At 34.2% G+C, this 22055-nt stretch carries 13 protein-coding genes; all 13 read right to left on the reverse strand.

Annotated features, from left to right (window positions below; genetic code table 11):
• Positions 1–18 precede the first annotated feature (18 nt).
• Genes APS56_RS02950 through APS56_RS03010 form a run of 13 tightly spaced genes read right to left on the reverse strand, consistent with a single transcriptional unit; the run spans position 19 to position 22051 of the window.
• Entirely contained in the window at positions 19–1320 is a 1302-nt protein-coding gene (locus APS56_RS02950; protein WP_054724626.1) for an alpha-L-fucosidase, read from the reverse strand.
• Positions 1321–1339: 19 nt separating this feature from the next.
• Positions 1340–3685: a GH92 family glycosyl hydrolase gene (locus APS56_RS02955; protein ID WP_054724628.1), complete on the reverse strand. Its 2346-nt coding sequence runs from the start codon at positions 3683–3685 to the stop codon at positions 1340–1342.
• Between the two features lie 25 nt (positions 3686–3710).
• Positions 3711–5198, reverse strand: coding sequence for a sulfatase family protein (locus APS56_RS02960; protein WP_054724630.1), 1488 nt, complete (start codon positions 5196–5198; stop codon positions 3711–3713).
• Between the two features lies 1 nt (position 5199).
• Entirely contained in the window at positions 5200–7050 is a 1851-nt protein-coding gene (locus tag APS56_RS02965) for a beta-N-acetylhexosaminidase (RefSeq protein ID WP_054724632.1), read from the reverse strand.
• Positions 7051–7053: 3 nt separating this feature from the next.
• Entirely contained in the window at positions 7054–7842 is a 789-nt protein-coding gene (locus APS56_RS02970; RefSeq protein ID WP_054724634.1) for an SGNH/GDSL hydrolase family protein, read from the reverse strand.
• 3 nt (positions 7843–7845) lie between these two features.
• Entirely contained in the window at positions 7846–9282 is a 1437-nt protein-coding gene (locus tag APS56_RS02975) for a glycoside hydrolase family 30 protein (protein ID WP_054724635.1), read from the reverse strand.
• Positions 9283–9293: 11 nt separating this feature from the next.
• Positions 9294–11984, reverse strand: coding sequence for a glycoside hydrolase family 3 protein (locus tag APS56_RS02980; RefSeq protein WP_054731102.1), 2691 nt, complete (start codon positions 11982–11984; stop codon positions 9294–9296).
• A gap of 11 nt (positions 11985–11995) precedes the next feature.
• Positions 11996–13570, reverse strand: a complete 1575-nt coding sequence (locus tag APS56_RS02985; RefSeq protein WP_211259731.1) for a sulfatase family protein — start codon at positions 13568–13570, stop codon at positions 11996–11998.
• Positions 13570–14958 carry a sulfatase family protein gene (locus APS56_RS02990; RefSeq protein WP_082379233.1) on the reverse strand — a complete coding sequence of 463 codons (1389 nt, stop codon included), beginning with the start codon at positions 14956–14958 and terminating at the stop codon, positions 13570–13572. Before APS56_RS02990 ends, APS56_RS02985 begins: the two co-directional genes overlap by 1 nt.
• A gap of 3 nt (positions 14959–14961) precedes the next feature.
• Entirely contained in the window at positions 14962–17298 is a 2337-nt protein-coding gene (locus tag APS56_RS02995) for a glycoside hydrolase family 95 protein (RefSeq protein WP_054724640.1), read from the reverse strand.
• Between the two features lie 21 nt (positions 17299–17319).
• On the reverse strand, positions 17320–19092 hold the full coding sequence (locus tag APS56_RS03000) for an arylsulfatase (RefSeq protein WP_054724642.1): 1773 nt from the start codon (positions 19090–19092) through the stop codon (positions 17320–17322).
• Positions 19093–19101: 9 nt separating this feature from the next.
• Positions 19102–20427 (reverse strand): sulfatase-like hydrolase/transferase, encoded by a 1326-nt coding sequence (locus APS56_RS03005; RefSeq protein WP_054724645.1) that lies wholly within the window; start codon positions 20425–20427, stop codon positions 19102–19104.
• A gap of 28 nt (positions 20428–20455) precedes the next feature.
• Positions 20456–22051 carry a sulfatase family protein gene (locus APS56_RS03010; RefSeq protein ID WP_054724647.1) on the reverse strand — a complete coding sequence of 532 codons (1596 nt, stop codon included), beginning with the start codon at positions 22049–22051 and terminating at the stop codon, positions 20456–20458.
• Between the last annotated feature and the right edge of the window lie 4 nt (positions 22052–22055).

The raw sequence follows: 22055 nt of genomic DNA on the forward strand, positions 1-22055 counted from the left end.
ATGATAGATTATGTTACATTATTTTATATATAACTTTATAATTTCATCTATATCATTCATAGCATGCGTATCAACATATAAAAATGTGCCCTCTTTCATCTGCTTAAATTTAACTTTTGTTTTTCCATCAAACAATGTTGCAGAACTTATTTTTTCTCTCAATTCAGGAATAAAAATATAAGGCTCTGAAGTAGGATTTAAAATATGTACATATAACGTTTTATCTTTTTTAGTAATGGTTCCCCAATCTTGTGTTTTAATGACATCTCCTCTAGTACCATAAATACTTTCACCATATTTAGCTGTCCATTCACCTATTTCTTTTAATGTGATAACAAATTCTGGTTGTATTTTCCCATTTGGCATCGGACCTACATTTAATAATAAATTGCCATTTTTACCTGCCGCTTTTACTAAAAAGTGAATCAATTGTTTTGTAGACTTAAATTTTTGATCATATATACTATAACCCCACTTACTAGCCATTGTTGCACAAGATTCTAAAGGCAATTGACTTACTTCAACTCCCTCACTATAGCCACCATGATTTTCTCCTGGTAAATCACGTTCAAAAGTTTGAATATCTTCTCCTGCAATAGGCTGTATATGGTGATTATTTGCAATTAATGTATTTGGACTCAACTTATGAATTAAAGGATAAATTTCATCATATTGCCAGTCCGCTTCTTTTTGATCCCAATGGCCATCAAACCAAATCATACCTATCTCACCATAGTTAGTTAGCAATTCGGTAAGTTGTGCTTTCATAAAGTCTACATACTTATTCCAAGCTTCTGCATCACCTTTTTTACCATCTTTATAATCATCACGTTTCCAATCAAGCAATGAGTAATAAAAATTTAATTTAATGCCCTCTTTTTTACAGGCTTCAGCTAATTCTTTTAAAGGATCTTTTCCATAAGGTGTAGCGTCAACAATATTAAAATCACTGGCATCAGTATCAAACATGCTAAAACTATCATGATGACGCGATGTAATAGTGATATATTTCATCCCTGCATCTTTTGCTATTTTTACCCATTCATCTGCATTAAAATCTTGAGGGTTAAAAAAATCTGCTAAACGAGCATAATTGTCTCCTTTAATTTTTTTAAGTAGCATAACCCATTCTCCATCTGCTAAAATGCTATAAACTCCCCAATGAATGAACATTCCAAATTTCATGTCTTGAAATTCTGCTCTTGCTTCCAAATTACCTTGAGTTGGTGTGTAATCTGGCATTGGGTAATCATAATGTTTTTGCGCACTAATCGTGTACGCCATAAATCCTAAAATGCATGTAATAACTATCTTTTTCATATTGATTTGTTTTTATCTTTTATTTAATTACCGGTTCTGGCCCCATTTCCATTTCTAAAATACCACCTGAGGTTATTTCTTCATGTGATATCCAAAAGCGATTTAATGGTTTTCCATTTAATTCCATGGATTGTATATAAATGTTTTCTTCTGAATTATTATGAGCTATAATTTTGAAGGTTTTTCCTGAATAATACTCAGTATCCAATTCTATTTCTATATCGTTAAAAACAGGGCTTGTTATTTGATATTTATTATCGCCTGGGTTTATTGGATGTAGCCCTATTGATGCCAAAACATACCAAGCCGACATTTGTCCAACATCTTCATTACCACACAATCCGTAAGCATCAGTACCATAGGCATTGTTACAAATTTTTCGTGTATACTTCTGAGTTAAATGTGGTACACCTGCTTCATTTAGCATAAAAGGAACGTGGTGAACAGGCTCGTTAGGATGATTGTAATAATTATTCCAAAGAAAATCTTCGGGTGTATTTTCAAAAAAAGAAATCAATTCATTTTTAAAAGCAGTTTCTCCTCCCATAAGTTCTTTTAATCCTTCAATATCATGTGGTACAAACCAACCTTGTTGGTACGGATTACTTTCTATACAACCTTGACCATGTACCGTTTTTCCTTTCCACTCTAACCAAGTTCCTGTACTATCTTTAGCCCGAAACCAATTTACTTCATCATTCCAAATATTTTTATAATTTTTACTTTTTTTGAAATATTCGTCTGCAATAGCATCTTTCCCTAAAGATTTAGCCATTGTAGCTAAAGCCCAATCTGAATAGGCATATTCCAACGTTTTAGAAATATGTTTATGGGAATATCCTAACGTACCATTTCCAGTATTGTCCACTGTATTTTTGGAATACGTAAACGCTTTTTCTATATCATAATTACGAATCCCTTTTTGATAAGCATCATTAATAACAGAAACCGCAGGATTACCTAACATAACCCCTGAATATGAATTAAGCATTTCCCATCGTGGTAAATATTCTTTACCACTAAATTCTGCCATCTGTAATAAAGAGTTAATTTCATCATCAACTAATGCTGGGTTAATAATGGTTTGTAATGGAAATTGAGAGCGGAAGACATCCCAACCACTAAAAATAGTACGATATGTAAACCCCTTTGTTTGGTGAACTTTCTTATCAGCCCCCATATAATTTCCATTAACATCAGAAAATGCTCTAGGGTCTATCATAGTATGATACATAGCTGTATAAAAAATAGTTTTTTCAGTATCCGTAGCTCCCGAAACTTTTATGCGTTTTATAGCTTCACTCCAACTATCACGTGCTTCTTGCCTGGTTTTATCAAAATCCCAATGGTTAATATCATGTTCTAAGTTTTCTTTAGCACCTGCAATACTTACAAAGGAAATACCGCTTTTTACTAAAACTTCTTCGCCTGCTTTGGTATTAAAATTGGTGTAAAAGCCTAAATGTTCCCCTTGTAATTCAGTTTTATCGGTATAAATTTTAGCGTTTTTAATGGCATCTTGATAATTATCTTTACGTATCCAACGCATTTTACGCTTTACATCTGGTAAATCTGCACTCCAAATACCATAATCTTTTAAAGGCTTGCTAAACTGACAATAAAAATACACAACATAATCGGCGTTTCCGGCACCAGCACCCCAACCTCCACCTTCTGGTGGACATTTCATCCAACCTTGAATGGTGTTTTCATTTACAATTTTTATGTATTGTTCTGTTGATGTTCCGCCTACTCTACGCGCCAAATCTATTTGCACACGAGAACTATCGCTTTCTGGATAGGTAAAACGAATTATTCCTGCTCTAGGTGCAGAAGTTAATTCGGTTTTAACTTTATAATCATCTAATGTAACAGCGTAATATCCGGCTTCTGTAACTTCGGTATCGTGCGAATAACGTGAACGGTAACCACTTTCCGGATCTTTTTCAACACCTCTATTCGTTTGTAATTTTCCTACTGTTGGCGTAACTAGAAAGTTACCTAAATCTCCAAACCAACCAATACCACTCATGTGCGTAAAACTAAACCCTTCAATAGTGGTATGTGCATAAGAATAACCAGGTCCATTATCGCCATCAGACACTGTATCTGGACTTAATTGCACCAAGCCAAAAGGCGTTGCCGAGCCTGGAAAGGTTTTTCCAAAACCATGAGCATCTTTAGATTTTTCACCATAGGTAATCGCTCCTATTATAGGATCTATATAATCTACTGCTTGTTTTACATCTGCTATTTCAGGTGTTGCATCTTCAATTTTTGTTTTTGAAGTTGAACACGACACTGCAATTAATCCACTTAAAATAATAGCGAAGTAAGCTGGTGTTTTTGTTGTGTTAATTCTCATAGATACATTGTATTCTTTTATGCCTTTAATGTACAGACGCTTTTTTAGTGACTCCTTTTTTAAAAATATCTACTGTAACGTCATTTTCCTGTAATTCCCCCGAAGTTGTTCTTCCGTTTTCTACAATATCAATGAGTTGTGATGTTAATTTTTCAACCACTTGTGGATATTTATCATAAACATTTGTAGTTTCTTCAACATCTTTTTTCATATTATAGAGTTGAATATCTGGATAATTTTCTTTAATAGCTTTATTATCTGTTGGTGCAGACCATCCACCAGAACCTGGAGTTAATTCTAATTTCCATTTTTTATTACGGATAGAAAATTTTCCGTTAATAGAATGATGCACCACTACATTATAATCGGATTTGGCTTTTTTGTTCTTTAATAATGATAAGATACTATATGAATCTACACCACTTTTATCGTCTAAATTTAAATCAACGATATCCGCACAAGTCGCCATTAAACTGGTTTGGCAAATTAGTTTATCGTTTTCTGAATCCGCTTCAATAACACCTGGCCATTTTACAATAAACGGAATGCGGTGGCCACCTTCCCAAATATCAGATTTATACCCTCTAAAATTTGCGCTTGGATAATGCCCAAATTCTTTTTCTAATTTTCCTGCTTTAGCAACTGGAGCAGAACACCCATTATCACTGGTAAAATAGACAAGTGTATTATCTTCAATACCATTTTCTTTTAGGGCTTTTAACACACGGCCAACCACAAAATCGGTTTCCATAACAAAATCTGCATATGCACCCATACCGCTTTTACCTTGCCAATCCTTAGATGGTACAACCGGACTATGCGGAGAATTTAAAGCCAAATACATAAAAAATGGCTCACCGGCTTTAGCTTCTTTAGCAATATATTCAGTAGCATGATCGCCTAAAAACTGAAGCATTTTAATCGGCTCCATTTTATCGATTACCTTATCATCTTTAATTACTGTTTCCATAACTCTAGAATGATGAAACCCAATGTAAGAATCAAAACCTCTTGAAATTGGACCATTAGGTACAGTAGAGCCTATTGCAGGACCAATTACTTTTTTTCCCTCGTAAACCTGTACTGGATTTCCATTATCATCTACAAACTTGAATCCTAAATGCCATTTCCCAATAGCTGTGGTTTTATAACCTGCAGTTTTTAATAGTTTTGGTACTGTCATTAAATCTTTAGCTATCAAAGGTTCAAGTTCATCGCCACTTGCCAAAACACCTTGTTGCAACCTTGAACGCCAAGAATAACGCCCCGTTAAAATTGCATATCGAGATGGTGTACAAACCGCCGAAGCAGAATGCGCATCTGTAAATGTCATGGCTTCTTTAGCAAAAACATCTATGTTTGGAGTTAAAATCTTACCCTTTTCTGGATTTAAAACCTGAACATCTCCATAGCCTAAATCATCACAAATAATGTAAACAATATTAGGTTTTTGTTGTGCCGATACTAGACTTGAAATGAATAGCGCTACAAAAAGTATTTTATTTAGTTTCATATTATTTTAATCTTATCTCTGTTATTTCTCCCAACAGTTCACCTTTTTTATTGAATAATCCTGCTTTTAATAAAGACTTTGGTACTGCTTTAAAATTCTCGGTATACTTAGTTGCTTCAATTGTTGGGTCGCTACCATCTAGTGTATAATATATGTCGTAACCAACTGCTTCGGTTTCTAAATACACAATAGCTTTATTATGCAGTTGATCGATACCGAAAACCGGATACACTGTAAACAAACTTTTAGCAACGTTTACACCTTCTTTTTTTAATCTATTAAAGTGTTTAAACTCCAATGCCTTTTGAAAACGCTCCCAGTTTTTCACTTCTGGTTTACTCCAAGATACTTCTGCACTTGCTAAAGTTCTTGGATACAACATATACTCAAAATGTTCTCCTGTTGGTGTAAATTCTCCCCATAAACTGGCTTGGTTTCCTAACACTCTAGCCGCTTCTTCTTGGGTTAATTCTGCAGGAACAGGTTCGTGATTGTACACTACAGATAAAGGTAACACAGAATTAGGACCTTCTGGCTCCATAAAAGTTGGCCCTTGAACTCGGCTTATGTAGGAATGTAAATAAGAAGTCATAATAGTTGGGTAACCTTCTCTTGGCGCTTGTACTTCTGGGTTATATTTACCTCTACGCCATGCCATAATGGTTGCTCCAGGAACACCATTACCACTCAACACTTCATCCCAACCAATCATGGTTTTATTTTGTTTTTCTACAATTTTATGAATGCGTTGAATAAAGTAACTCTGTAATTCTTCGTAATCTTTTAAACCATTTTCTTCCATAAGTGCAGCACACATCGCGCTTTTTTTCCAATCTTTTTTGCTACACTCATCGCCACCAATATGTAGATATTTTGATGGAAATAAATCGGCTATTTCTTCAATAACACCTTCTAAAAATTCATAGGTAAATTCACTTGCTGGACAAACCGTATTGTTAGGTGCTTTGCCACCAACGGCAACTTCAAAATTTACGCCAGTAGTATCAATATCCGAACAAAATAATTCTGGGTACGAAGCTACCAAAGCTTTACTATGCCCTGGAACATCTATTTCGGGAATAATTTCTACATTTCTGGTTTTAGCAAATGCAATAATTTCTTTTAAATCGTCTTGGGTATAAAAACCACCAACCGTTTTAGGCTCATTGGCGGTGGCCGGTTTTCTACTCCACCAATGATCGTCTCTCTCGGCTCTCCAAGCACCTTTTTCTGTTAACTTAGAATATTTTTTAATTTCTACTCTCCAACCTTGATCGTCGGTTAAATGCATATGGAATACATTTATTTTATAAGACGACAATAAATCAATCTGCTTCATTACAAATTCTTTAGAATGGAAATGACGCGACACATCCATTAAAACTCCACGCCAACCAAATCTTGGATTATCTGTAATTGTTACATTTGGAAGCTTAATTTCTAATGTTTTTTCGATAGGAACTAATTGTCGTAAAGTTTGAAATCCATTAAAAAAACCAGAAAAACCTTTTGCCTTAACTATAATTTTTGAATCTGAAACGTCTAAAATATAACCTTCTTCTTTTACCGATTTATCTTTTGTTTTTTGAAATTCAATGTAATTCGATTTCGCTTTAACCTTTCCTGTTTCAACAACAAAATCTAAACCTGTTTCAAACTTTAATTTTTCTAAAACGTAAGGTTTAAAGCTTGATTCTACCTGCTTTGGCATGTAAATTTTAGTGGTATTCGATAAATTAAACACACCTTCTTTAAACACCACAGATTCTGGTTGCGGAATGAATGTGTTTTCTTGTGCTTTTCCTGTTACAGAAAGCAAAATAATGGTTATAAAAATTAATATTCTTTTCATAAACTATAAGTTTTGGGCTATTATTTTAGCCACTTCTTTACCTTGAGCGGTTTTACCAAGCTCATTATAATGTACATTATGCGGTTTTATATACCACTCCTTTTCGTGTGGTTTTGTAAAGGCATACAAATCGTTAATTTGTATTTCAGGATAATTTGCTAAAACCTCTAATGCAGCTTTATTATATTTAACACTATCGCCTGCAACTCTACCATCGGCACCTTCTTCTGGCACTGCAGTTGTAGTTGCAAAAATTAGTTTTGCTTTAGGGTATTCCTTCTTTAAATACTTACAGATTTCATGCAAGTTTTCTTTGTACTTTTCAATGCTATTTACTTGCTTGCCGTTTTCTAAATCGAGCTTACCGTTTTTAACATACTTTAAATCGTGTAAGCCAACATTGAAATGAATAACATCCCAAGTAAAATCCCAACCGCCTTTTAAATAAGGTTGAAACATAGTCGTTTTCATTTTTTCAACAAAAGGAATAAACTTATTACTTGACTGTCCGTTTTTATGAAATCGAAACACATTGGCTTTACCTTCTAACTCTTTTCTAACCGTAGTTGTATACCCAATAGAAATAGAATCGCCATAAATAAATACGTTTGGTAATTTTTTATTAGGGCTTACATAAGCAAAAGCAGCTTCTTTATTTGCTAAGTTTTTCCAAGCTTCGCGTGCTACTTCTTCATCATATGTATCTCCAAATAAATTTAAAGAGGCACACGATGAAGCACTAATACAAATTCCTGTAGCTCCTAAATATTTTACAAAACTTCTTCTATCCATGTTTTATAAGTTTACAGTTAAGGTGTTAAATGACTTGGCATCTAAACTTGCTTTAACTTCTTTATCGTTTATATTAAATTGAACGGTTTTATTTTCGCTAGCGTCGTTATACGCTAAAATCACTACATTATTTTCTGCTTCGTTATAAAAAACTACGGCGTTTTCATCGTCTCCAGCCGTATCAATTTTTACTGAACCAGGCATAACAAAAGCACTTAAATGCTTCATTAAATAAAACTCTGGGTTGTAGGTAATGGCTTTTGTTTTACTATCAATAGAAATCATAGAATTTTGTTTCCAACCCCATTGACTTTTTCCAGTTTCATCTAAAACCATGTTCCAATACATGTATGAATTTGCACCGTTTTCAAAATAATGCTTCATTAAATTAAATGTGTATTCGGCAGCCTTCCAATCGTTAGAGCCATCGCCACATTCAGTTTCAGTTTGCATTAAACGCATGTCTGGATATGTAGCATGAACCCCTTCAATAGCACCTTTACCAGCCCATTGAAAACCAATACCATCAACATATTTTTTGGCGTCACCATACTCAACAACATCTGTTACACGCTCTAATTGCGGACGCTCTACCGTTCCTAACCAAATTTCGGCATCAATATTTTCAGCTTCAAATTTTGGTCCTAAATAATCTGAAATAAGAATTCCTAAATCTTCTGGTTTCCAAACACAAGATGGAAAGTTTTGTGCTGAATTATATTCGTTTTGTACGTGAACAGCGCTAATATCTATACCTGCTTCTTTGTAAGCTTGAACAAACTTTGCAAAGTATAAGGCGTAAGCCTCAAAATACTCTGGTTCTGTAATAAAACGTGAAACTAATTCTTCTGTATTACTCCACGCTTCTGGTAAATCGTTAAATTCTGGATTAGCTTTACAAGCATAATGTTTACTGTGTTTCATCCATGACGGCGGACACCAAGGCGATGCCCAAACAGCTACATTTGGATTAATTTTTTGTGCTTCTTTTATGTAAGGAATTAGTCGTTTTTTATCGCGATCTATAGAAAAATTTTCCATTGCAAAATCGCCTTCGGTTTCGTTGTGACTATACCAATCTACAGCATAATCGTTAGCACCAATTGGCATTCTACACAATGTAAATTTACAGCCTGTTTCTTGACTAAATAAATCGTTTAAAATTTGTTGTTTTTCTTCGGGTGTAACCATGGCTAAAGCTTCCCAACCTAACTCGTTAAAACAGCCACCAAAACCATCAATAGTTTGTTGTTGGTTTGTTGTATTTACAACTATAGTTGCTTCTGGAATTACTTCAACAGGTTGTGGTTGATAAGTTTTATCAGTCCAAACGCTGTTTTCTGTACTACTTTTCCAAGATACATCAAGTCCTTTTTCTTCTTGTTTACACGATGAAAAAGCCACTAATGCAACTAAAATTAATCCTTGTATATGTTTCATTTTGATGTTGGTTATTTTACGGTTAAAATTTTTCTTAAACGGATATCTTTTGATGATGCACCAATCATGATTCTAAAATCTCCAGGTTCAACAACACGCTTTAAATTAATATCTAACATAGATAAAGCTTCACTATCTAAAGTAAAAGTAACGGTTTTAGATTCCCCTGCTTTTAGGGCAATACGTTGAAATCCTTTAAGTGATTTAATAGGTTGCGCAACAGATGACAACTCATCACGAATGTAAAGTTGCACCACTTCTTCGCCATCTAATTTACCTGAATTGGTGATGGTACAAGTTACTTCTATTGATTCGTTTGGCGCTATATTATTTTTACTGAATTCAATATTTGAATACTCAAACGAGGTATAACTTAAACCGTAACCAAATGGAAATAAAGGTTGTCCTGTTAAATTATGGTAGTTATCGCCACGACCTGTTGGTTTGTTATTGTAGTATAACGGACATTGTGCTTCATCTACCGGAAATGTAATTGGTAAACGTCCCGCAGGATTTTCATCACCAAATAAAATATCAGCAAAACCATTACCTCCGTTTTCACCAGCATACCAAGCCATGATAATACCATCTACATCGTTTTTCCAATTGGCCATAGTAATCGCACTACCACCAACTAACACAACAACGGTTGGTTTACCTGTTGCAGCAACGGCTTTTATTAATGCTTCTTGATGCCCTGGTAAAGCCAATAAAGCACGGTCTCTAAATTCACCTTCGTGAATACCAGCGAATACAACCGCAACATCACTTTTTTCTGCAGCTGATACAGCATCTTTAATTTGCTGTTCCCACTCTTGGGTTACATCGGCATCCCAAATAAATTTGAATTTTGCATTTCCTGCAGATTCGTAAAATTCAATTTTTACATCGTATTCTTTTCCTTCAACAAAATAAAATTCTTTTAAAATGGTATTATACGATTGCTTTTGCCAATTATCAATTAACAATTTACCATCTAAATACAAACGGTAACCATCATTACCTTCAATACCAATTTTTGAAATTCCTGTTTTAGGTGCTTTAACTTTTCCTGTCCAACGCACAGAATACCAATCGTAAGGTAAATCTTTATGAGGTGAAAATAAGGTCCAACCAAAACCAATTTTCTTATCTACGCGCTCCACTTTTGGCGAACCGCTTAATGTAATATTATCGAAATAATCGCCTTTTAAACCTTCAACCTCTTTACCTTCTTTAGTTGACGATAAATATTTTGGTGCAATAACGGTGTAATTTTCTTCTTTAAGTGAAACGCCTTCGGCATAACTAATATTAGCTTCTCCAATTTTAGCAGCTACACCATTGTAAAATGAAACTTTATCGTTACCAGGTCCGCTATAACCACCTAAACGTACTGTTTTAGCATCGTGACCAATTAAGGCTACTTTTTTATTTGATTTGCTTACAGGTAAAACTGCATTATTATTTTGAAGCAACACCATAGATTTTGACGCTGCTTTTCTAGCTAACTCACGGTGTGTTTTATGTCCGTTCCATTTATCGGCTTCTTTAGCATCAACATAAGGATCTTCAAATAAACCTAATTCAAATTTTATTTTTAAAATACGGCTAACCGCTTCATCAATAGCTTTAATATCAACCATTCCTTTTTCGTAAGCTTCCCAGAATAATGGAAAATGATTATAGTTGGTTTGAAACATCACATCTAGTCCACCTTCAACCGCATCTTCTGTAGCTTCAGCATAATTTGCTGCAGTAAAATGTAATACATTGGCGCCACCAGTTGCACCAGCATCTGAAATTACAAATCCATCAAATCCCCATTCGCCTTTTAATTTATCTCTTAACAACCAAGCGTTTGATGTACAAGGTGTTCCGTCTAAAGAATTATAAGCCGTCATTACCGAACGTGCGCCTGCTTTTTGAAAAACGGCTTTAAAAGCTGGAAAATAAATTTCTTCTAATAAACGTTCGTTAAAACTAATTGGGTAACTATCACGACCACCAGCACCAACATTTGCAACAAAGTGTTTTGGTGTAGTTATAACGCCTTCATTTTCAAACTCACTAATAAAAGACACCCCCATTTGTGTTGTTAAATATGGGTCTTCGCCGTAAGTTTCCTCTACACGTCCCCAACGTACATCGCGCGCAATATTTAAAACTGGGGATAAAATTTGACGAATACCACGTGTTTTAGTTTCTTTAGTTATTGCCTTTGCAACATCTCCAACTAAATTAGTATCCCAAGTAGCTGCTAAACCAATAGCTTGTGGGTACACCGTAGCACCATCGCGCGCTAAACCATGTAAAGCTTCGTTAAACGGAATGATAGGAATACCTAAACGCGTTTCTTCTAAAAAGTACTTTTGAAGCTTGTTAATTTCGTTTGCCATATCTTGAGCACTTCCGGTAGAACCGTAATCCATAATTTGCTCTGCGGCATTATCGTTTTTTCCTTTTGATGAAATTTGAAAACCAAAAATACCGTGTTTCAATTTGTCTTTACCAATGCTTAAATCGCCAGGAATCATAAACATTTGCCAGAACTTTTCTTCTAAAGTCATTCGGCTTAACAAATCTTGCACACGCTCTTCAACAGGAAGTTTAGGGTTCTTATAAGGCGGATCTTTTTTATCTGTAAACGATAAAGAAATTGTAATAATTCCTCCTAAAAGCAAACACGTAAATACCTGTTTTATGTTTAATTTATATTTCATCTTTTTGTTAACTATAATTTTGTATTCTTTAGTTTTTCTAATTGTGGCCAATCGCTTGTACCATCGTTTTCTTGTTTTGCACCAACAGTACTTCTGCCATCATTTATAATTTTTAATAAATCGGCTTTAAATTCCTTTACAATTTCAGGATGTTCTGCTTGTAAATTTTTGGTTTCGGCAGCATCGGTTTTAACATTATACAATTGAACCATTGGAAGTGTATCGTAAATTGCTTTTTTAGTGTTGATATTTGGATAACTCCATCCGCCAGAACCTTTACAGAAATTAACTTTGTAATCGCCTTTACGATAGGCAAACTCACCTCGAACAGAATGATGAATGATGCTTTCGCGTTTTGGAGCTTCAGAATTTGTTAAATGGCTGAAGCTGTCTTCTGCTACATTATCTTCTAAATCAATATTCAACACATCGGCAACGGTTGCAAAAAAGTCTGTAGTACAAACCAATTGTTCTGTTTTTGTTGGCTGAATGTTATTTTTCCATGTCATGATGTATGGCACACGGTGTCCGCCTTCAAAAATATCAGATTTTGTACCTCTGTAAACGTAACTTGGATTGTGATCTTTAGATTTTAATTGTTTGAAATTTGCTGTTGGTGAACATCCATTATCGCTAGTAAAAACAATTAATGTGTTTTCTGAAATGCCGTTAGCTTCTAAAGCTTTTGTAACTTCTCCAACAACCCAATCGACCATAATAACAAAATCGGCATACGGATTTTCTAAACCACTTTTACCTTTAAAAGCATCGGTTGGTAAAATTGGCGTGTGTGGTGCAGGCAGTGGCATATATACAAAAAACGGATCGTCTTTTTTTGCATTATCGTTAATATAACTTACGGTACGTTTTGTGATTTCTGGCAATGCCTGTTCGTGCTCAAAATTATCGGCAGTTAAACCATAACGCCAAGTACCTTGTTTGGTTTTACCTTTGGTATATTTTGTTGGTACGCTGGTTGGCATATCGTTTTCTACCCAAACGTATGGTGGCATGTCTAAAGAACCACAAAATCCGTAGCTATAATCAAAACCATGTGTATTTGGACCATTTTTAATAGGTGTTGTAAAATCTACCTCTGGTCTTGCTTTTAAATTATCTATATCCAGACCTAAAGAATCTGGTTTTGTAATATCCCAGTCCCAGCCCATGTGCCATTTACCTATAAAAGCAGTGTTGTAACCGTTGTCTTTTAAAACATCGGCAATAGTAGTTCGGTTTGGCTTTATTAATGATTTTGAATAACCACTAACCACACCTTGTTTTAACGAGGTACGCCAGTTATATCGCCCTGTTAAAATGCTATAACGTGTTGGGGTACAAACTGCAGAACTTGTGTGTGCATCGGTGTACATTACGCCATTAGTTGCCAATGCATCGATATTTGGTGTTTCAATTTTAGAGTTTTCGTTGTAAATAGATACATCGCCAATACCTAAATCATCAGCAAGAATGTATATGATGTTGGGTTTTGTTGTATGTGTAATACTCTTTTTCTCTTCTTTTTCATTACAGGAAAAGAAAACGATACTAATTAAGGTTATTTGTAAAACTGATTTTATGGACATTATTTTTTTAATAAATGTTCTTGGTTTCTTTTATTTTTCTGTAATTCTGCATCAAATTCTTCCATCATTTTTCGTAATTTTTTAACGGTTTTTGGATGTTGTGATGCTACATTATTTTTTTCAGAAACATCTTCCTCTAAATTGAATAACTCAACACCTTCCTTTTTTGTAATTCTCAGCTTCCAATCGCCTTGACGAACCGCTTCTAAAGTTGATTCTTTGTAATAATAAAATCCTTCTTTTTTATGCGGCGATTTACTTTTTTTTCCAGATAATAATTTCCAGATATTTTTTCCGTCTATTTCTTTTTCTGGTAAATTGGCATCCGTTAAATGTGCAATTGTTGGCAAAAAGTCTATTGTTGAAGCTACTTCGTGTGTAACGGTTCCTTCCTTTATTTTACCAGACCACTTTGCAATCATTGGCACACGCATTCCGCCTTCATAGGTTAAAAATTTACCACCTCTTAAAGGTAAAGCACTACCGCCTTTATCGCCTTTTGAAGTCCAAGGTCCATTATCTGAAGTAAAAATAACGAGCGTGTTTTTATCAATATTTAAATTTTCTAACGTTTTTAAAATTTCACCAACTCCCCAATCTATTTCTTCAATAACATCACCATACAATCCTCGCGCACTTTTCCCTTTAAAATTTTCAGAAGCAAAAAGCGGTACATGAGGCATCGAGTGTGCTAAGTATAAAAAGAAAGGTTCTTCTTTATGATCTGATATAAAATTTACCGCTTGCTGTGTATAGCGTTTAGAAAGTGTACTTTGATCTACCGGATATTCTACAATTTCATCTTGTTGAAATAATGGCACTCTACTTTTTCTCCATTTTTTTTGACGTAAACTATCTATGGTCATTCCTTCTCTAAAAACAATCTTTTTATTCACTTTTGACTTTGGGTTAACAGACATATCGTTACTAAACGGTATGCCATAATAAAAATCGAACCCTTGATTTGTAGGTAAATATTGTGCCTCGTCGCCAAGATGCCATTTACCAATACAAGCTGTTGCATAATTTTTAGTTTTAAGCATATCTGCTATGGTTGTTTCTTCGCTCGATAAACCACCTGCAATATTTGGCCATAATACTTCTGGTACGCCTATTCGTTGTGGGTATGCTCCTGTTAACAAGGCAGCTCTTGAAGGTGAACAAATAGAAGATGCTGAATAAAAATCAGTAAACTTTATACCATCAGCAGCCATTTTATCTAAGTTTGGAGTTTTAATCAATGGGGAACCAAATACACCAATATCTTGATAGCCTTGATCATCAGTGAAAATAATTATGATATTTGGCTGTGATGTTTTGCTTTGTGCTTTAACAGAAACATTCCAACTAAAAATAGAAAGTATTGATATTATAAATAATTTTTTCATGTTTTATGGTTTTGAATTTAAATTACCATCAAATTTATAGGTTTTTCCTTTTGATGTATTAAACTCTATGTGCTTATCTCTATAACTTAGTGTGCATTTCCCACCTTGTTTAGATAAAATTTCAACATCCTTTAATTCTGAATTCTCCCAACTAAAATTTAACTCAAAACCACCTCTTGCAACAATTCCTGAAACATATCCCCTTGGCAACGCATCGGGTAAAGCTGGCAATAATTCTATTTTACCCAAATGACTTTGTAAAATCATTTCTAAAATACCCGAAGCACCCCCAAAATTTCCATCAATCTGAAATGGTGGATGTGCATCGAAAAGATTTGGATATGAACCACCACCAACCTTACCATCTGGTTTTTCAGCAGGACTCAATAATTTATGCAATAACTTATAAGCATGATTGCCATCTTTAAATCGCGACCAAAAATTAATTTTCCAAGCTAAACTCCAACCTGTGCCATTATCACCTCTATACTCTAATGATTGTTTTGCCGCTTTCATTAAGTCTGGAGTATCCTCATAATTTATTTCATTTCCTGGGTGAACAGCCCAAAGATGAGAAACATGCCTGTGATGATTTTCAGGATCATCTTTATCTTCCATCCATTCTTGCAATTGTCCATGTTTGCCTATTTTATTGGGTGCAATTTTAGAAATCATAGGTTGTAAACTAGATGTAAATTCTTGATCAGCACCTAAAATTTTTGAAGCTTCTATAGTGCTTCTAAATAATGCTCTAATTAATTGATGATCCATTGTTGGACCAGCAACTAAACCTCCTATTTCTGGGGAATTTGAAGGAGAACTTATCAAATATCCTGTATTAGGATCTTCATATAAAAACTGACTATAAAATACCGCCGCATTTCGCATCAGCGGATATCTTTTCTCTAAAAAGGCTTTATCTTGAGTATACAAATAATGTTCCCAAATATGAGTAGATAACCAAGCGGCACCCCCTAACCAAATACCATGGTGCGAAGCGTTTACAGGGGCGGCACCTCTCCAAATATCAATGTTGTGATGTACAATCCATCCGTCAGCATTATAATGCTCTTTGGCTACTTTGGCTCCAGTAATTGAAAGATCTTCTATTAAATCAAATAAAGGTTCGTGGCATTCACTTAAATTATACATTTCAACCGGCCAATAATTCATTTCTAAATTAATATTCGTGGTATAACTACTGAACCAAGGCGGCGTTAATTTATCATTCCAAATACCTTGCAAGGTTGCTGGTTTAGTACCAGGACGACTACTTGATATGGTTAAATAACGTGCATACTCAACATATAGAGCTACTAAATGTGGATCGTCTGGTGTTTTACTAAAATCTAAAATTCTTTGGTTTGTTGGATTATTAGATTTTCCATTATCTCCAAAACTAATTTCAAAGCGGTTATATAAAGCTTGGTAATCCTGAATATGATTAAGTTTGATTTTTTTGTAATTTGTATTTTCAACTTTAGATAACGTTTCTGGAACTATTGTCTCCGGGTTCCCCGAAACATCGCTGAAATCAATATAATTTGTTGCAGCTGATAAAAACATCGTGGCTTTTGATGCATTAGTAATTTGTAATGTGCCATTTGCAGATGTAACGCTTCCGTCAGTTTTTATTTTTAAAGTTGAAACACCTCTTAATACTCCACCTTTTACTTTAACAACAAGTGTTTGCGAATCATTTGATGTAACAACGGATTTATCATCGTGAATGGCATCTAACCATACATCAAAATTAAGTGCTTTTTCTTTGCTAACTGTTAAATTTATTGCAATAATTTGATCAGGAAAACTGGATAAAATTTCTCGTGTATAATTAGCATCATCCACGGTATAAGAAACCGAACTAATAGCATCGTTCAAGTTTAATTCACGCTTATAATTTGTGTAGTTTTCATGATTTTTAAAATCAATATAAATATCTCCAAAAGGTTGATAATGTACCTGTTTTAGAGGTTCGCTCATAAATTCTTCCTGAGCCAACTTATGTGCCTCTCTACTCTTACCTTCAGTTAATAATTGTCTTATCTCTGCTAAATATTCACCGGCACCTTCATGAGCATAATCGTGTGGTTGACCACGCCAAAGTGTTTCCTCATTAAATTGAATATGCTCTTGAGCAACCCCTCCAAAAACCATAGCCCCTAAACTTCCATTACCAATGGGCAAGGCATCTGTCCATTTTTCAGCTGGTTCTGTATATACGAGTTTAAAATCATCTTTTTGTTCTGAAAAATCCTTAGGTTTAGCACAAAACATTAGAGTCAAACCTAAAACTAAAAGAAGTGATTTTATAATATAAGTGTTATTTAGTGTTTTCATAAATTTAACCTCCTAGCCTATCTACCCCCTTATTTCAATATAAAAAGGATAGATATATTTTAATTCATCTTTTCTTTTTAAATATGTTTTTGGCATAATAGTTAATGCTCCTTTATTAAGTTCTATATTATTAAAACGAAAACTTCTTTTACCATTGGCATCAATGAGTAATGTCTCTGTTATTTCACCAAGTACTAACTTTAATTCACCTGTCGTTTCAATTTCATTATCAAAATGAACTATTATATCGTAGGTTTTAGTTTTATCTACAATAACATCCCAATAAATAAATTCTTCTTTAATATTTTCTTTCTTTAAAAAAAGAGCATCATTTTGATTCAGCATGACAGGATTCTCAAAAACGGTTCCTATTATAGGTTTAGGTGAATCCAAAATATGCTTAGATTTTTCCATAATATCAAGCCACGAAGCCATTTCAGTTTTTAGTTCATCAACTAATGCTTGATTATTATCTGAAATATCATTTTGCTCATATGGATCTTCCGTTAAGTTAAAAAGTTCAAACGTATCCGCATTATTTTCATCTTTACCAACACCTACCAATTTCATATTCCCCTTCCTAGTAGATACATTCCTATACCTAACAGGAGCTGTTCGAGCCCAATAACGGTTAATAATACGTTGAGGCAACGTTTTCTTTTCTTTTGTTAATAAAGGTAATAAGCTTTCCCCTTCTATAATTAAATTTTCTGGCATCTCTACTCCAGTAAACTCAACCAAGGTTGGTAAAATATCATAATGAGCTGCAGGTGTTTTAATATCTCTAGGCTCTTTGAAAGCTTTTGGATAATACCAAAAACTTGGAACTCTTACACCCCCTTGGAACACAGAACCTTTTCTACCACGCATACCAGCAACGTATCTTGGATGTTGCGGACCATTATCTGTCATGAAAATAACTAATGTATTTTCATCTATGTCTAAATCTTCTAATTTTTTAAATAACAATCTTAAGTTATCATCAATATTAGTTACCATTCCGTAGACTTTTTTAGAATTTTCTCTACTGTGTTCGGTAACATTTGGATAAGGTTTTCCTTGGTTAATTAAACCCGCATCGATATCTACATCTTTGTACATATCGTAATATTTTTGGGGTAATTGTAATGGCCCATGCGGCGCATTATAAGATAAATATAGGAAGAATGGATTCTCCTTGTTGTCTTCCACATAATCCATAGCTGCTTCGGTTAAAACATCTGTACAATAGCCTTGAGTTTGTACTTGTTTACCATTTTTCCATAAAATTGGATTGAAGTAGCTACTGTCTCTTTTTAACGTATTTGGCCAATCACCGTATTGCCCGATTCCGCCAGACAAATGGTTTAACACGTAATCAAACCCTTGGTCTTGTGGTCGCATGGGATAATTATCGCCTAAATGCCATTTACCAATCATACCAGTATTATAACCCGCATCTTTTAAAATTTCAGCTATAGTAATTTCAGAAGAAGCCATCATTGCTCCACCTCTATAAGTGTCGTGCACACCAGTAGACATAGAATATTTACCCGTCATAATCGCAGAGCGTGTTGGCGCACAAACTGGGTTAACTGAAAAATCGTCGAAACGAACACTTTTTCTTGCTAAACTATCTAAAACCGGCGTTTTTATATGAGGGTTTCCATAATAACCTAAATCGCCAAAACCCTGATCATCTGTAACAATTAATATCACATTGGGTTTAGATGCTATTTCAGTTTTTTCACTCTCTGAACAGCTCGTTATAACCAGTAGTAGAACAAATAAATTTATGTAAAATAAATGTTTCATAGCTTACTATTATTTTGAAATTGCATAAACATCCTCACTCCAAACTTTTAATTTCCCAAGCATAGCTTTTACCCGTTCTGGATGCTGATTAGCTAAGTTATTACGCTCCTGAATATCATCTTTTAAATTAAACAATAAAGGATCTGCATTTTTATTACGTAAAATAAGTTTCCAATCACCTTGTCGTATTGCTTTTCTTCCTATGTACCCCCAAAACACATCTCTTGTTGGCAATGGGTTTCCTTTAACAAGATTATCTTTTAAGCTTACACCATCTAATCCTTCTGGGATTTCTGCTCCAACAAAATCCAAAATAGTTGGAAATAAATCCATTGTCATAATAGTTTCATTATTTATTTGATTTGGCGTAATTGTTCCAGGATACCAAGCCATTGCAGACACACGATGACCACCTTCCCATAAAGTAGATTTATACCCTCTTAAGCCACCATTACTTCCTACTTTTTGAGAAGCACCATTGTCTGAACAAAAAAATACCAAAGTGTTTTTATCGAGTTTTAGTTTTTTTAATGTTTCCATAACCTCTCCTATGCCTTCATCCATAACCTCAACCATTTCTTTATAAATGTTGTTAAGCTCTTCTTCAGACATTTTATCTTTTTGTTTAGCACCATTTTTCCAACCTACAGCTCGTTCTGCTACAGAATTACGCCCTTGAAAAGGACCATGAGGTGCTTCGTGTGGAATAAAGAGCAAAAAAGGTTCGTCTTTATGACGTCTTATAAAATCAACTGAATGTTTTGTTATCAAATCTGTTGAATAGCCTTCTTCATTTTTAATTTTATCACCTTGCCACCAATCTTCATAACCCTCTTGGTCAATATGTGAATGATAATCAACATTCCCTGAAACGTAACCAATATACTCATCGAAGCCTTGATTTATAGGATTAAACTCTGTTTTATACCCCAAATGCCATTTACCAAACATACCCGTAACATAACCAGCTTCTTTAAAAGCATCTGCAAATGTTTTTTCACTTGTAGCTAAGCCTTTATCACGATGTTGCTTAGCTGTAACAACCCCATCAATACCAACACGCTGTTGATATTTACCTGTAAGTAGAGCAGCTCTTGTTGGACTACAAACAGACCCATTCGAATGAAAATCAGTAAATTTAATACCTTCTGCGGCCATTTGATCTAAATGAGGCGTATTAATTAATGTACTACCATAACACGATAAATCGCCATACCCTAAATCATCAGCTACAATGATAATGATATTTGGCTTTTCTACTTTTTGAGCATAACAACTTGTAATTGCTTTAGAAAAAAGAAAAGCGATAATGAATATGTTTAATGTTTTAATCATGTTTCTTTATTAAATAATATTAATTAAATTAATCATTCCAATAATTTTTAATAATCTCATAGATTTCAGGATTATCAGCATCTATATCTCCTAAAGATTGTCTTTTATTTAAAATTTCTGCTTTCATATTTTTAATGATATCCTGATATTGAGGATCGTTATAAGCATTGTTGGTTTCTTTCGGATCTTTTTCTAAGTCATAAAAATCCCAAAATTTTGTTGGTTGCTCTTCTTTAGAATAATTATTCTCTTTTAATCCGTTACCATAGTAGAAAGCTAACTTGTAACGGTCCCCTCGGATACCAAAATGCCCTGGACGGTCTTTGGAATGATCCCAATAGCGGTAGTAAGCATATTTACGCCAATCTGTTGGGGTATTTCCTTTTAAATTTTCACGGAAACTATGTCCCTGCATGGTTTCAGGGTATTCTACTCCTGCATAATCAGCAAATAAAGCTGAAAAATCAACATTTTCTATCAAATCATTATTTCTCACACCTGCTGGAATTTCTTTAGGATATCGAATTACAAATGGCATATGAATAGACTCTTCGAAAATCAATCGTTTATCAAAAAAACCATGTTCTCCAAGAAAATAACCTTGATCTGCGGTATAAATTACGATGGTATTTTCTGCCAAACCTGATTCATCTAAATAATCTAATATTTTTCCAATATTATCATCTATGGCTGCTCCACAACGCATAAAATCTTTCACATATTTCTGGTAAGTTTTATAACGTGCAGCCATATTATCTAATCCATCAACATCAAAAGGTAATTCTGGATATTTCATATAACCTGGAACATTTTCTGGGTCTTTTGAAGCCGTTAGATATCTAATCTTTAAATTATCTATAGATTGTCCTTTAAAAGATCTTCCTGTAGTTTCAGCACCCTCATCATAAAATGTAACGGGTACTGGAATATCTTGGTCTCTATATAAATGACTAAAACGTTCTGGATAATCAAATGGTTCGTGAGTGGCTTTAAAGTGGCACATAGCCATAAAAGGTTTTGATTTGTCACGATTTTCAATCCAATCAATCGTCATACCAGCAATAACATCAGTACTAAATCCTTTATATTCTATTCCTCCATCCATATAATCTTGCCAATTTTCTTTAGTTTTAAGCACTGGATCCCAATAACGACCTTGCCCTGGTAAAACGCAATAATAATCAAATTCAGAGGTTGGTTCTTGTTTTAAATGCCATTTACCTATAATTGATGTTTGATAACCTCCACGCTGTAAAACACCTGCAATAGTTGGGTAATTAGGAGATAAACCTCCTGCTAAAATTTTCAAACCATTAATATGACTGTATTGACCTGTAAGAATTGTTGCCCTACTTGGAGAACATATAGAATTAGAAACCAAACAATTATCTAAAACGGTACCTTCTTCTGCTAAACGCTGAATATTTGGAGTGTGTACTAAGTCTTTTAAAATACTTTCATAAATACCCCAAGCTTGTGATGTATGGTCATCAGCCATAATAAACAAAATATTAGGCCTTTCTGCAGGAGTTTGTACTACTTTTTCTTTAGCTTTATTTTTACAACTTATTATTGTGAGTAAAATAAAAATAATATAAACACTCGATAAAAATAACTTTTTCATTTTA

It is taken from the genome of Pseudalgibacter alginicilyticus, from assembly GCF_001310225.1.
Classification (GTDB): Bacteria; Bacteroidota; Bacteroidia; order Flavobacteriales; family Flavobacteriaceae; genus Pseudalgibacter; species Pseudalgibacter alginicilyticus.